Raw genomic sequence first — 13,170 nt, 5'->3', positions numbered from 1 at the left:
GACCGGGGCCGGAATTGTGAACATGACCCAACAGCGGGAGCGCGGCACCGACCGCTCCACCGCCCGCCGCGCCGAACTCATCGCCATCGGCCGGAAGTTGTTCGCCGACACGTCCTACGACGCGCTGTCCATGGACGACATCGCCCAGCACGCGGGCGTGGCCAAGGGGTTGATCTACTACTACTTCAAGTCCAAGCGCGGTTACTACCTGGCGATCATCGAGGAGTCCGTGGGCGAGCTCGTCGACGGCGCGAGCAGTGTCGGTGACCTGACGCCCGTCGAGCGGGTGCACCGCACCGTGGACGGCTATCTGCGCTACGCGGAGCGGAACCAGGCGGCGTACCGCACGATCGTCACCGGAGGCGTGGGCTTCGACGCCCAGGTGCAGGCCATCAGGGACGGGGTGCGCGACGCGCTGATCGACACGATCGCGCGGGCCGCGTACGGGACGCCCGAGGTGCCGAGGCTCGCGCGGACGGCGCTGCTCGGCTGGCTGTGCAGCGTCGAGGGCATCACGCTGGACTGGATCGGCCACCACGAGCTCGAACGGGACACGGTCCGCGCCCTGTTGGTGCGCACGCTCGGCGAAACCCTGCGGGTGATCGAGGAGTTCGAACCCTCGTACCCGGCGCCGGTGCTCCCCTGACCGTGCGCACGCGCGCGTACGGCCAGGGGAGCGCTTTCGAAGAGGCGCGGTACGGCTAGTCGATCGCCTTGATCAGCTCACCGTCCGAGGTGTCCCCGGACAGCTCCCAGAAGAAGGTGCCGCCCAGGCCCTGCTGGTTCTTGTAGTCCATCTTCCCGGCGATGGTCTGCGGGGTGTCGTAGCTCCACCAGTCGTTCCCGCAGTGCGCGTACGCGGTGCCGCCGACGGTGCCGGTCGCCGGGCACTTGCTCTTGAGCTCCTTGTGGTCGTCGATGCCCTGCTCGTACTTGCCGGCAGCGGGCCCGGTCGCCGTGCCGCCGGGAGCGTCCTGCGTGACGCCGGTCCAGCCCCGCCCGTAGAAGCCGATCCCGAGCAGCAGCTTGGAGGCGGGCACGCCCATCTCCTTGAGCTTCGCGATGGTGGCCGAGGAGTTCCAGTCCGCCTTCGGAATACCGTCGTACGAGGTCAGCGGCGAGTGCGGGGCGGTGGGCCCCTTCGCGTCCCAGGCGCCGAAGAAGTCGTACGTCATCGGGTTGTACCAGTCGACGTACTGGGCGGCACCCGCGTAGTCGGCGGCGTCCAGCTTGCCGCCCTCGGAGGCGTCGGCCGGGATGGCGGAGGTGATCAGGTAGTCGCCGCCGAACTTCGAACGCAGCGCCGCCATCAGGTTCTTGTAGGCGTCGCGCCCGCTGGTGTCGCAGGTGAGGCCGCAGGCGTTCGGGTACTCCCAGTCGATGTCGATCCCGTCGAAGACGTCGGCCCATTTGGAGTTCTCGACGAGGTCGTAGCAGGACTGGGCGAACCCGGCCGGGTCCTTGGCCGCCTCGCCGAACCCGCCGGACCAGGTCCAACCGCCGAAGGACCAGAGGATCTTGAGGTCCGGGTGCTTCTTCTTCAGCTTCAGCAGCTGGTTGAAGTTGCCGCGCAGCGGCTGGTCCCAGCTGTCGGCGACGCCGTCCACGGACTGGTCCGCGGTGTACGCCTTGTCGGTCGCGGCGTAGGAGTCGCCCATCGCGCACTTGCCGCCCTGGACGTTGCCGAAGGAGTAGTTGATGTGCGTGAGCTTGTCCGCCGAGCCCGAGGTGTCGATGTTCTTCACGTGGTAGTTCCGGTCGTAGACACCCCACTCGGTGAAGTATCCGACGACCTTGGAACCGGCCGCTTTCGGTTCGGCGCCGAGCTGTTGCCGGTCGGTCTGTTGCTGCGCGGTGGCGCTGCCCGCGCCGGCGAGCAGTCCGGCGCCGAGCGCGGCGCAACACGCCGCGGAGAGGAGGGCCTTGAAGGCCCTGCGGGGGAGGTGCGGTCTGAGCATCGTGTCTCCTCGTGGGGGAGGGGAGCGTGGGGGTTCGTGCTGTGGACCAACGCGCCGCACCTTAGAAGGACTAGACCAGTGGGGTCAATGGTACGAACCAATTCCGGCGCCTTCGAAAAACTTGGAGTAAGCGGTCGTTAACTAGTGACGAGGCGCTCCGGATCGGGAATACTCAACACGCCGCGGCCCGTTTGGTCTGCGCTTTCCGTGATCCGGGAGGGCAGCATCGGCCCGGCAGTGACCACCCGGCGTCGCCCGCCCACCCGGCGGTCGTCGCCGCAGTGCCCGCCCAGGGAGGAGAGCGTCGCCATGCCGGAGCCAGGAGTCGAGCGTCAGCTGCCGACGGACGAAGCTCAGGATCTGCTGCGGCTCGTCCGCGACATCGCGCAGCGGGAGATCGCCCCGCACACGAACGAGGACGAGGAGGCGGGCCGCTTCCCTCGCGAGACCTTCCGGCTCCTCTCCGCGTCGGGACTGCTCGGACTGCCGTACGACGCCGAGTTCGGTGGCGGCGAGCAGCCCTACGAGGTCTACCTCCAGGTCCTGGAGGAGTTCGCGGCCGCGCGCCTCACGGTGGGCCTCGGCGTCAGCGTGCACTCGCTGGCCTGTCACGCCCTCGCGAACTTCGGGACGAAGCAGCAGCGCACCGAGCACCTGCCCGACATGCTGGGCGGCGGACTGCTCGGCGCGTACTGCCTCTCCGAGCCGGCCTCGGGCTCCGACGCGGCCTCCCTGCGCACGAAGGCGGTGCGCGACGGCGACGAGTGGGTGCTCACGGGCACGAAGGCCTGGATCACGCACGGCGGCGTCGCCGACTTCTACACGGTGCTGGCCCGCACGGGCGGCGAGGGCGCGCACGGCATCACGGCGTTCCTGGTGCCCGGTGACGCGTCGGGGCTGAGCGCGGCGGTGCCCGAGAAGAAGATGGGCATGAAGGGCTCGCCCACCGCCCAGATCCACCTGGACGGCGTGCGGGTGAGTGACACGCGCCGCCTCGGGGACGAGGGGCAGGGCTTCCAGATCGCCCTCTCCGCCCTCGACTCGGGCCGGCTCGGCATCGCGGCGTGCGCGGTCGGCGTCGCGCAGGCCGCGCTCGACGCGGCGGTGGAGTACGCGAAGGGGCGCTCCCAGTTCGGCCGGCCCATCGCCGACTTCCAGGGGCTGCGCTTCATGCTCGCGGACATGGCGACGCAGATCGAGGCGGGCCGCGCCCTGTATCTCTCGGCGGCCCGGCTGCGGGACGCGGGCAGGCCCTTCTCCAAGCAGGCCGCCATGGCGAAGCTGCTGTGCACGGACGCCGCGATGAAGGTCGCCACGGACGCGGTGCAGGTCCTCGGGGGGTGCGGCTACACGGCCGACTTCCCCGTGGAGCGCCTGATGCGCGAGGCGAAGGTGCTCCAGATCGTCGAGGGCACCAATCAGATCCAGCGCATGGTCATCGCCCGTCACCTCGCCGGTCCTGAATCGCGCTGAACTGCCCGGTGCGCACGGTGGGCGCGATCAGTCGCGCCCACTCCGGGTCCTCGCGCCCCGGCAGCGTCCTGCCGCCCTCGGTCCAGGCCGTGATCATCGCCTGGTAGATCGGGGGATTGTGCGGGCGGGGCCGGGGCGGTTGCGGCTGCGGGGGCTGTGTGGACTGCTGAACCGATTCTGCGTTCGCCGACTCCGCAGCCGCGGATTCCGCGGTGACGGGTACGAGGATTCGCCTGCGTCGTCCTGTGGGCGCAGGTGCCGAGGTCTGCGTCGAGGTCATGCTCCTTCAACGAAAGAGGGATGACGGCGGTCACTGGTTGACGAATTCGAGCGTCAGTTCACGACATACCCGTACGCGTGGTGCGGCCCGGTCGAACGTCTGGCCAGCAACGCCGAGCTGACGTACCGTCAACTCGGCCGCCGGGCAGGCCGCACCCCTCCGGGCGACGTCAACCACCGTGCTCCCAGGGAGGTTTGCCGTGTCCGCAAACGAGGCCGTCGACCGCCCCGTCGCCCTCGACGAGTACCCCGTCCACCAGGTCCCGCTGTCGATGAAGCACGTCGCCACGGGCGACCGCAACGCCTACGACCGGTGCATCTTCCATCTCGTCGACCCCGAGGGCCGGTTCCTGCTCATCCTCGGCCTCGGCGTGTATCCGAACCTGGGTGTGATCGACGCCTACGCCACGCTGCGCGTCGGCGACACCCTGCACGCGGTCCGCTCCTCGACCGCACTGACCGACGAGGCACGGATGCACATGGCGGTCGGTCCGCTGCGGATCCACGTCGAGCGCCCGCTCAAGGACTTCGTCCTGACCTGCGCCGCCGATCCGGACGACCCCGACGGGCTCTCGTACGAGATCAACTGGAGCGCCGACTTCCCGGCCCTGTGGGAGCCGCACCACACCCAGCGCAAGGGGGCGCGGCTCACCCTGGAGGGCAAGCGGTTCGTGCAGGCCGGGCGGTGCGACGGGTGGTTGCGGATCGGGGGCCGCGAGATCCGGCTGAGCGACTGGACCGGGACCCGCGACCGCAGCTGGGGTGTGCGGCCGGTGCCGGGGGAGGAGGGCGGCCGGCTCGCGCAGGAGTACCCCACCGAAGGGTTCCACTGGATCTGGGCGCCGGTCCGCTTCGACGACCGCTTCCTCATGGTGATCACCCAGGAGGACGCCGACGGCTACCGCACCCTCAACGACGCCACACTCGTCCGCGAGGGCCGGCGCGACCGCCAACTCGGCTGGCCGCACACCGACATCACGTACCGCCCCGGCACCCGCCACCCCGAGCGCGCGGTCATCCACCTCATGGACCCGGTCGACCGCAAACCCCTCGAAGTGGGCGTCGAGATCCTCGCGTCCTCCCCGCTCGCCGTCGGCGCGGGCTACCCACCGGCCGACGACTGGCAGCACGGCACCTGGCAGGGCCACGACTGGTGCGACCGGCGCACGTACGACCTCGCTGACCCGGCGGCCCACCCACGGGCCGCGTTCGGGGTCGTCGACCACGCCGCCCGCTTCACCCTCGACGGGCAGGTCGGGCACGGAATCTTCGAGCACGGCAGCTTCGGCCGCCACGACCCGAGCGGCTTCACGGGTTTCGAATCGGTGGCCCCCGAACGGTCGTAACCAACCATCACGGCCCTCGGCGGCCGGCACGGACAGGGAGTTCGGCGATGGCGACAGCGCCCCGACAGCCCAGACCCCGCACCTCCACCCGCGAGCCCGAGGAGATCGCCCGGCGGCTGACCGCGTGGCTCGGCCGCCGACTGCCCGGCGCGAAGGCGGTGAACGTCACCGTCCCCGAGTCCAACGGCATGTCGAGCGAGACCCTGCTCTTCGACATCGAGCACCCCGAACCACCGCTGCGCGCCTGCGCGTTGCGCCTGGCCGCGGACCCCTCGGCGTACACGATCTTCCCGGTGTACGACATGCCGCGCCAGTACCGCACGATGCGGCTGGCGGCCGAGCGCACCGGACTGCCTGTGCCGCGCGTGCTGTGGCTCGAGGAGGACGCGGGACCGCTCGGCGCCCCGTTCTTCGTCATGGAACGGGTGGCGGGCGACGTACCGCCCGACGTCATGCCCTATACGTACGAGGGGAATTGGCTGCACGAGGCCACCGACGGCGAGCGGGAACGCCTGGAGGACGCGAGCATCCGCGTGCTGGCGCGGCTGCACGACGGCGTGCCGGTCGCCGAGGCGGAGTTCCTCGCGCTGCCGGGCGACGGCAGTGCGCTGCGCCGCCATGTGAGCGCCCAACGCGCCTATTACGACTGGGTGGTGGCGGGCAGGAGCCCCTCACCCCTCATCGAGAGCGCCTTCGCGCGTCTGGAGCGGCTGTGGCCGCAGCAGGAGGGCCCCTCGGTCCTCAACTGGGGCGATGCCCGCATCGGCAACATCATCTACGACGAGGACGGGTTCGAACCCGCCGCCGTCCTCGACTGGGAGATGGCATCGATCGCGCCGCGCGAGGTCGACCTCGGCTGGATGGTGTACCTGCACCGCTTCTTCCAGGACCTGACCGAGACCTTCGGCCAACGCGGACTGCCGGACTTCCTGCGCCGCGACCGCGTCGAGGCCCGCTATGCGCGACTGACCGGCCACATCCCGCGCGACATGGACTTCTACACGCTCTACGCGGCCCTGCGGCACGCCGTCGTGATGCTCCGCGTCGCCTACCGGCAGATCCACTTCGGCGAGGCCACCGAACCGGCGGACCCGGACAGCCTGATCCTGCACCACGACAGCCTGCGGGCCATGGTGCAGGGCGACTACTGGGCGGAGCGCCTGTAGCGGACCGGGTGACGCCGGATCAGGCGGCCGCGGCGCGGTGGGACTGGTCCGGCACCCGGATGGGGCGCGAGCCGGGGCCGCCGACGTGCGAGAACGGCTGGGTGCGCCAGTCGAGCCCCTGAGGGAGCGTCAACAGCAGTGCGGCGTCCTGCTCCTGAGCGACCGCCGGATCGCCGGTGGGCAGGGCCTCGGCGACGGTCCTGCCGCCGCCGACGCAGACGGTGAGCCCGAACGGGTCCCACGGCGACGTCACATGGGCGTGCTCCGGCAGCACGTCCTCCTCCGCGAGGAGGGCGATGGCCTTGCCGCAGTCCGGGCAGGCCACCCGGTACATCTCGAACGTCTCGTAGCCGTCCATGTCGTCCCCTTCGGTGTCGAAGAGGTCGCGTTCGACGCCCTCCGGCTGGGGCTCGGTGATCGCCTGTCGGCGACCGCGCGCGCCAGGACGTCCGGAACGCTTCACACTCTGCATGGGATTCTCCCCCTCGGGTGGGCCGGCCGCGGATGTCCATGGTGGCGGCCTCGGCCACAGCAAGCATTTCCCGGCTCTTCGTCCAGGTAATCGCCACATGCCGATGGACACGGCCGGATGTCTGTGGTCTTCGTCACATGTCGAATGGGCTTGCCCCTCTCGCGGTAGACGTATCGCCCATCTCGATCCTTCAGGTATCCGGGAGGATCAAGGGACGGGTAGGTTCAGCGGCATGGAGGAGCTCGACCGACAGATTGTGCAGCTGCTCGTCAAGGACGGGCGGATGAGCTACACAGACCTGGGCAAGGCCACCGGCCTGTCCACGTCCGCGGTGCACCAGCGGGTGCGCCGACTCGAACAGCGCGGCGTGATCCGTGGCTACGCCGCGGTGGTCGACCCGGAGGCGGTCGGTCTGCCGCTCACCGCGTTCATCTCGGTGAAACCGTTCGACCCGAGCGCCCCCGACGACATCGCGGAACGCCTCGCGGGCGTCCCGGAGATCGAGGCGTGCCACAGCGTCGCCGGCGACGAGAACTACATCCTCAAGGTCAGGGTGGAGACCCCCCACGAGCTGGAGAACCTCCTGGCCAGGGTCCGCTCCCTGGCAGGCGTCTCCACCCGCACCACGGTGGTCCTCTCCACTCCGTACGAGGCGAGGCCCCCGCGGGTCTAGCGCCTGTCGTCGCACTCCCGCCCGCGCGCTCCGGAGCGGACACATCCGACCCCGGCGCAGCCCCACCCCGCGGGCACGGGAAAATGTCCCCATGAGCACGCCCCCCACTCCCCGCACCGTTCTCCTGCGCCAAGGCGAGATCCACAGCCCGGCCGACCCCTTCGCCACCGCCATGGTGGTGGAGGCGGGTCATGTCGCCTGGGTCGGCTCGGAAGGTGCGGCGGACTCGTTCGCGGACGGTGTGGACGAGGTGATCGACCTCGAAGGCGCCCTGGTGACCCCGGCGTTCACCGATGCCCACGTCCACACCACGTCGACCGGCCTCGCCCTGACCGGCCTCGACCTCACGGCCGCCCGCTCCCGCGCCGAGGCCCTGACCCTCGTACGGGAGCACGCCGCGGCCAATGCCACCGACCGCGTCCTCCTCGGTCACGGCTGGGACGCCGCCCGCTGGCCCGACCGGACGCCCCTCACCCGCGCGGAGCTCGACGAGGCGACGACGGGCCGCCCGGTCTACCTCTCCCGTATCGACGTGCACTCGGCCGCCGTCAGCACCGCGCTCCTCGACCTCGTGCCCGGCGTCGCGGACCGGCCGGGATTCGATCCGGAAGGGCCCCTGACCCGCGACGCCCACCACGCCGTGCGCGCCGCCGCGTTCGCCGCCGTGGGGCCCCAGCAGCGCACGGAGGCCCAGCGCACGGCGCTCCAGCACGCCGCGTCCCTCGGCATCGGCTCGGTCCACGAGTGCGCGGGCCCCGACATCTCCTCCGAGGACGACTTCACGGGCCTGCTCGACCTCGCCCGCTCCGAGCCGGGCCCGCGCGTCGCCGGCTACTGGGCGGACCGCGACATCCAGCGCGCGCGTGCCCTCGGCGCGCTGGGCGCCGCCGGCGACCTGTTCGTCGACGGCGCCCTCGGCTCCCACACGGCGTGCCTGCACGAGCCCTACACGGACGCGTCGCACCAGGGCACCGCCTACATGTCCGCCGCCGACATCGCCGCCCATGTGGTCGCCTGTACGGAGAGCGGCCTTCAGGCGGGCTTCCACGCCATCGGCGACGCCGCCGTGACCGCCGTGGTCGACGGCATGCGCGCCGCCGCGGAAAAGGTCGGCCTCGCGCGCGTGCGCGCGGCACGGCACCGTGTCGAGCACGCCGAGATGCTCACCCCCGAAACCGTCGCCGCCTTCGCGGAGTTCGGTCTCACCGCCTCCGTGCAGCCCGCCTTCGACGCCCTGTGGGGCGGCGAGGAGGGCATGTACGCCGACCGCCTCGGTGTCGAGCGGGCGCGCACCCTCAACCCGTACGCGGCCCTCCTGAAGGCCGGTGTTCCGCTCGCCTTCGGCTCCGACAGCCCGGTCACCCCGCTCGACCCGTGGGGCACGATCCGCGCCGCCGCCTTCCACCGGACGCCCGAACACCGCGTCTCCGTACGGGCCGCGTTCACCGCCCACACGCGCGGGGGCTGGCGTGCCGTGGGCCGCGACGACGCGGGCATCCTCGTGCCGGGCGCACCCGCGGACTACGCCGTGTGGCGTACCGAAGAGCTGGTCGTGCAGGCTCCGGACGACCGGGTGGCCCGCTGGTCGACCGACCCGCGCTCCGGAACCCCCGGCCTGCCGGACCTCTCGCCGGGGGCCCAACTCCCGGTCTGCCTGCGGACGGTGGTGTTCGGTCAGACGGTCTTCGTACGGCCGGACGAGTGATAACCGGGGCGCCACGGCTTCGATCTTGGCGCGGCACGGTCCTGCGCGACCTGCGAATCCTCGGCGCTGACCAGGGGAGTTCGCGCAGAGGCGCAGGTCGAACGCCTGTTGACAAAGCGCGGAGGTCGACGGGTAGGTTCGGCCGAGTCCACCACCTCCAGGCACGACCGGGGAAGTCCAGGCAGTCGTAGAACGCAGCTGGGTCAGGGGGTGGTGCGCCGCACCGGCGTACCACCACTGGGAGCCAGGCCCAGCGCCCGCGCCACGGGGCGCTGGAACGTTCCAGCCGGTCGGCCAGGTGCGACCCGGGTGGGGCCCGGGCGTTCAGTAGACAACGGCTTGAGGTCGACCCGCAGCCAGCGGGCCCCCGGTCGGCCCGAAGGACGCCCGGCCCCGATCCGCAGTACATGCCGATCCGCAGCGATGCGTTTCGTGTCCCTCCCCCTCGCAGCTCACCCAGGGCGCCTTATCGGCGTGAACTGAGGTGCTCGCTATGGTGGTCCCCCTGTGGACGGAAGTTTTAAGGGGAATCTGTGAACGACGGCGGTGGGCGGACGTTCGGCCCTCTGGGCACGACCTTGGTGATCATCCCGACCTACAACGAGGCGGAGAACATCAAGCCCGTCGTGGGCCGTGTCCGGGAGTCCGTGCCCGCGGCGCACGTCCTGATCGCCGACGACAACAGCCCCGACGGCACCGGCAAACTCGCCGACGAGCTGGCCGCCGAGGACGAGCAGGTGCACGTCCTGCACCGCACCGGCAAGGAGGGCCTGGGCGCCGCCTACCTCGCGGGCTTCGCCTGGGGCATGGAGCACGACTACGGCGTCCTGGTCGAGATGGACGCCGACGGCTCCCACCAGCCGGAGGAGCTGCCCCGGCTGCTGACCGCGCTCAAGGGCGCCGACCTGGTCCTCGGCTCGCGCTGGGTGCCGGGCGGCCGCATCGTCAACTGGCCGAAGTCCCGCGAGTTCATCTCCCGCGGCGGCTCCACGTACTCGCGGCTCCTGCTCGACGTCCCGCTGCGCGACGTCACCGGCGGCTACCGCGCCTTCCGCCGCGAGACCCTGGAGGGCCTCGGGCTCGACGAGGTCGCCTCGCAGGGCTACTGCTTCCAGGTCGACCTGGCCCGGCGCGCGGTGCGCGAGGGCTATCACGTCGTCGAGGTCCCCATCACCTTCGTCGAGCGCGAGCGCGGCGACTCCAAGATGAGCAAGGACATCGTCGTCGAGGCGCTGTGGCGGGTCACCATGTGGGGTGTGGGGGCGCGCGTCGACAAGGTGGTCGGCCGCAAACCGGACGCTCGCTGAGAGCGATCATGATCCCCCGCTTACGCCAATCGGACCCGGTCCCAGGCAGACTGGGAGCATGACCACTGGCACTCCGCCTCGCAATCCGTCCGACGGAGCCCGGCGCTCCCCGCTCCGCCGCTATCTGCCGCTCGCCTTCGCGGCCTGGCTGGTCCTCGAGATCTGGCTGCTGACATTGGTGGCAGGGGCGATCGGCGGCTTCACGCTGGGCATTCTGCTGGTGGCCGGGATCGTGCTCGGCGCCGTGGTGATGAAGTCCGCGGGGCGCCGTGCCTTCCAGAACCTCACCGAGACGCTGCAGCGCCAGCAGAGCGGGTCTCCGGAGGCCGCCAAGCCCACCGAGCAGCGCTCGCAGGGCAACGGCCTGCTGATGCTCGCCGGGCTCCTGCTGATGATCCCCGGGCTGGTCTCGGACGTTCTCGGCCTTCTGCTGCTGATTCCGCCGCTGCGCACGGCGCTGAGCCGGTACACCGGGCGCACGGTCGAGCGGAAGATGGGCGCGTCGGCGGGCCAGGGCCCGCTCGGGGACGCGTTTCAGCAGGCCAGGATGCGGCAGTCCGGCGGCACCGTGATCCAGGGCGAGGTCGTCAGGGACGACGAGCGGCCGGGCCCGCGCGGGGACGACACGGACCCGCGCCCGCCGCTCACGCCCTGACCGACCGGGCGCACCGGCGATCCGGCGCGGTCGCACGACAAACGGCCGGGGGCCGGACACACAGGATGTGTCCGGCCCCCGGCCGTTGTACGCGGTGTCGAACCCGGGTCAGGCCGACTTGCGGTTGTTGCTGCTGTCGCGCGGGTGCACCGCGATGTTCATCGCGCCCGAACGCAGGACCGCCAGGCGCTCCTCGAGGACCTCTTCGAGCTCCTCACGGGTGCGCCGCTCCATCAGCATGTCCCAATGCGTACGAGCCGGCTTGCCCTTCTTCTCCTCAGGGCCGTCACCGTCGACGAGAAGTGCCTGGGCCCCGCAGACCTTGCACTCCCACTCCGGCGGAATTTCGGCCTCCACCGAGAAGGGCATCTCGAAGCGGTGCCCCTTCTCGCATGCGTACTCCACGGCCTGGCGCGGGGCCAGGTCGATGCCGCGGTCCGTCTCGTAGCTGGTCACTACGAGGCGTGTACCGCGAAGAGCTCGCTCACTCATGAATCGTGCCTCCCGGGCTTGTCGCCCACAGGACAGGTGTCGCTGTCGTCGTCATCCGGTCAACGTCCGGTCGGCGGTAAAGATTCCCGGTTTCCGGGTCATGCGTCGCCGTCGTAGCCGCCCCTTGTTGTACCCACCGGTGACCGGTTTGTCACATCTCACGCAGGATGTCACCCAGCGTTTTGCGATCTCGACGTGCAGTAACGGTACGCCTGGCAGGCCAACCGCGTACACTACCGGTCTTTGCCTTCAGGTGCTAAATCCGGGACGGTGTGGAATTGCCCGCGTCGCGCACCGCGCGATGGACCGGAACCCGCGCGAGCAGGACAAAACCGATCACGAAGAAGGCGACAAGGGACACGATCGCGTCGCGATAACTTCCTGTGAGCTGGTACGCGAGCCCGAACACCAGCGGCCCCACCCAGCTCATCCCGCGGTCGCTCATCTCGTAAGCGGAGAAGTACTCGGCCTCCTTGCCCGCAGGAACAAGATGCGAGAAAAGCGAGCGGGACAGCGCCTGCGTGCCGCCCAGGACGAGTCCGATGCCTGCGGCGAGCACGAAGAACCACGCCGGCGCCCCCGCGGGCAGGAAGTAGCCGGCCCCGATCGTCACCGTCCACGCCACAAGGGAACCGAGGATCGTCCGCTTGGCGCCGTACACGCGCGCGAGGCGGCCCATCGCGAGCGCCCCGGCCACCGCCAGGATCTGCACGAGCAGCACCGCCACGATGAGTGTCGACTGGTCGAGCCCGAGCTCCTCGGAGCCGTACACGGACGCCTGCGAGATCACCGTCTGTACGCCGTCGTTGTAGACGAGGTAGGCGAGGAGGAAGGAGAGCGTCAGCGGGTGGCGGCGCATGTCCTTCACGGTGGCCAGCAACTGACGCGGTCCGGAGGCCGTACCACCCGGCGTGGGCTGTGTGCGCCGGTCGCGCAGGCGGCGTAGCGGCACGACGGTGAACGCACCCCACCAGACGCCCGCCGACGCCAGGCAGATGCGCACGGCAGCCGACTCGGAGAGACCGAAGGTGTCGTGTGCCGTGTACAGCACCAGGTTGGCCAGGAGGACCAGGGCGCCCGAGGCGTATCCGAAGGCCCAACCGCGCGAGGACACCGCGTCGCGCTCCTCCGGGGGAGCGATCTGCGGGAGGTACGAGTTGTAGAGCACCATCGACACGGCGAGCGAGGAATTCGCGACGACGAGAAGCAGGCCGCCGAGCAGATAGCGGTCGCCGTCCAGGAAGAACATCCCGGCCGTCGCCGCGGCGCCTATGTAGGCGCAGAGCGCGAGCAACGGCTTCTTGCGGCCCGTCCGGTCGGCGGCCGCGCCCGCGAGAGGCATCACGAAGATCGACAGGATGACCGACAGGGAGACCGAGTACGCGAAGAAGGAGCCCGCGCGGACCGGGATCCCCAGGGGGTGCACAAAGCCGTCCGGGTCCGCCGCCGCCTTCGCGACCGACGTCAGATAGGGGCCGAGGAACACCGTCAGGACGCTGGTCGAGTAGACCGAGCACGCCCAGTCGTAGAAGTACCAGCCGCGCTGTTCGCGCTTGCGCTCCGCAGGCGCGGACGCCTCCTGCGCCGCCTCCGGCGCGATCTCGGTGCCCACCCGTGTCCCCTTGCAGTCCCCGCCGTACGGCG

The 13,170-nt window shown here is 70.7% G+C and carries 12 protein-coding genes; 8 read left to right on the top strand and 4 right to left on the bottom strand.

From position 1 onward, the window contains the following. Positions 1 to 16: 16 nt before the first annotated feature. Positions 17 to 646: a TetR/AcrR family transcriptional regulator gene (locus ACY34M_RS20940; RefSeq protein WP_462719668.1), complete on the top strand. Its 630-nt coding sequence runs from the start codon at positions 17 to 19 to the stop codon at positions 644 to 646. A 55-nt stretch (positions 647 to 701) separates the two neighbouring features. Here ACY34M_RS20940 and ACY34M_RS20935 read toward each other — a convergent pair whose 3' ends face one another. Further along, the gene (locus ACY34M_RS20935) at positions 702 to 1,958 is read right to left on the bottom strand and encodes a glycoside hydrolase family 18 protein (RefSeq protein WP_462719669.1); all 1,257 of its coding nucleotides are present in this window, start codon (positions 1,956 to 1,958) and stop codon (positions 702 to 704) included. Positions 1,959 to 2,267: 309 nt separating this feature from the next. Here ACY34M_RS20935 and ACY34M_RS20930 point away from each other — a divergent pair, with 309 nt between their 5' ends. The 3 genes from ACY34M_RS20930 to ACY34M_RS20920 all read left to right on the top strand — a co-directional run bounded on the left by ACY34M_RS20930 (position 2,268) and on the right by ACY34M_RS20920 (position 6,222). Further along, the gene (locus ACY34M_RS20930) at positions 2,268 to 3,431 is read left to right on the top strand and encodes an acyl-CoA dehydrogenase family protein (RefSeq protein ID WP_462719670.1); all 1,164 of its coding nucleotides are present in this window, start codon (positions 2,268 to 2,270) and stop codon (positions 3,429 to 3,431) included. 551 nt (positions 3,432 to 3,982) lie between these two features. After that, positions 3,983 to 5,056, top strand: a complete 1,074-nt coding sequence (locus tag ACY34M_RS20925) for a hypothetical protein (protein ID WP_462719721.1) — start codon at positions 3,983 to 3,985, stop codon at positions 5,054 to 5,056. Between the two features lie 47 nt (positions 5,057 to 5,103). Next, positions 5,104 to 6,222 carry a phosphotransferase family protein gene (locus ACY34M_RS20920; protein WP_462719671.1) on the top strand — a complete coding sequence of 373 codons (1,119 nt, stop codon included), beginning with the start codon at positions 5,104 to 5,106 and terminating at the stop codon, positions 6,220 to 6,222. Positions 6,223 to 6,241: 19 nt separating this feature from the next. Here the strand turns inward: ACY34M_RS20920 and ACY34M_RS20915 are convergent, their stop codons facing one another. Then, entirely contained in the window at positions 6,242 to 6,694 is a 453-nt protein-coding gene (locus tag ACY34M_RS20915; protein ID WP_462719672.1) for a hypothetical protein, read from the bottom strand. A gap of 232 nt (positions 6,695 to 6,926) precedes the next feature. Here ACY34M_RS20915 and ACY34M_RS20910 point away from each other — a divergent pair, with 232 nt between their 5' ends. The 4 genes from ACY34M_RS20910 to fxsA all read left to right on the top strand — a co-directional run bounded on the left by ACY34M_RS20910 (position 6,927) and on the right by fxsA (position 11,034). Continuing rightward, positions 6,927 to 7,367, top strand: a complete 441-nt coding sequence (locus ACY34M_RS20910; protein ID WP_462719673.1) for an Lrp/AsnC family transcriptional regulator — start codon at positions 6,927 to 6,929, stop codon at positions 7,365 to 7,367. 91 nt (positions 7,368 to 7,458) lie between these two features. Further along, positions 7,459 to 9,072, top strand: coding sequence for an amidohydrolase (locus tag ACY34M_RS20905; protein ID WP_462719674.1), 1,614 nt, complete (start codon positions 7,459 to 7,461; stop codon positions 9,070 to 9,072). Positions 9,073 to 9,605: 533 nt separating this feature from the next. Then, positions 9,606 to 10,379: a polyprenol monophosphomannose synthase gene (locus ACY34M_RS20900; RefSeq protein WP_462719675.1), complete on the top strand. Its 774-nt coding sequence runs from the start codon at positions 9,606 to 9,608 to the stop codon at positions 10,377 to 10,379. A 58-nt stretch (positions 10,380 to 10,437) separates the two neighbouring features. Continuing rightward, positions 10,438 to 11,034, top strand: a complete 597-nt coding sequence (fxsA, locus tag ACY34M_RS20895; protein WP_462719676.1) for an FxsA family membrane protein — start codon at positions 10,438 to 10,440, stop codon at positions 11,032 to 11,034. A gap of 108 nt (positions 11,035 to 11,142) precedes the next feature. Here fxsA and ACY34M_RS20890 read toward each other — a convergent pair whose 3' ends face one another. Both ACY34M_RS20890 and ACY34M_RS20885 read right to left on the bottom strand, forming a co-directional pair. After that, entirely contained in the window at positions 11,143 to 11,526 is a 384-nt protein-coding gene (locus tag ACY34M_RS20890) for an RNA polymerase-binding protein RbpA (RefSeq protein ID WP_462719677.1), read from the bottom strand. 256 nt (positions 11,527 to 11,782) lie between these two features. Further along, on the bottom strand, positions 11,783 to 13,138 hold the full coding sequence (locus ACY34M_RS20885; protein WP_462719678.1) for an MFS transporter: 1,356 nt from the start codon (positions 13,136 to 13,138) through the stop codon (positions 11,783 to 11,785). Positions 13,139 to 13,170 lie beyond the last annotated feature (32 nt).

Source organism: Streptomyces sp. EDA2-14 (assembly GCF_054963755.1).
Note: the sequence above shows the minus strand (reverse complement) of the source record. Positions and strands in the feature narration are given on the sequence as shown.

Coding starts and splice junctions, on each gene's coding strand:
- ACY34M_RS20935 (WP_462719669.1), bottom strand. CDS start 1,958: ATGCTCAGACCGCACCTCCCCCGCAGGGCCTTCAAGGCCCTCCTCTCC.
- ACY34M_RS20930 (WP_462719670.1), top strand. CDS start 2,268: ATGCCGGAGCCAGGAGTCGAGCGTCAGCTGCCGACGGACGAAGCTCAG.
- ACY34M_RS20925 (WP_462719721.1), top strand. CDS start 3,983: ATGAAGCACGTCGCCACGGGCGACCGCAACGCCTACGACCGGTGCATC.
- ACY34M_RS20920 (WP_462719671.1), top strand. CDS start 5,104: ATGGCGACAGCGCCCCGACAGCCCAGACCCCGCACCTCCACCCGCGAG.
- ACY34M_RS20915 (WP_462719672.1), bottom strand. CDS start 6,694: ATGCAGAGTGTGAAGCGTTCCGGACGTCCTGGCGCGCGCGGTCGCCGA.
- ACY34M_RS20910 (WP_462719673.1), top strand. CDS start 6,927: ATGGAGGAGCTCGACCGACAGATTGTGCAGCTGCTCGTCAAGGACGGG.
- ACY34M_RS20905 (WP_462719674.1), top strand. CDS start 7,459: ATGAGCACGCCCCCCACTCCCCGCACCGTTCTCCTGCGCCAAGGCGAG.
- fxsA (WP_462719676.1), top strand. CDS start 10,438: ATGACCACTGGCACTCCGCCTCGCAATCCGTCCGACGGAGCCCGGCGC.
- ACY34M_RS20890 (WP_462719677.1), bottom strand. CDS start 11,526: ATGAGTGAGCGAGCTCTTCGCGGTACACGCCTCGTAGTGACCAGCTAC.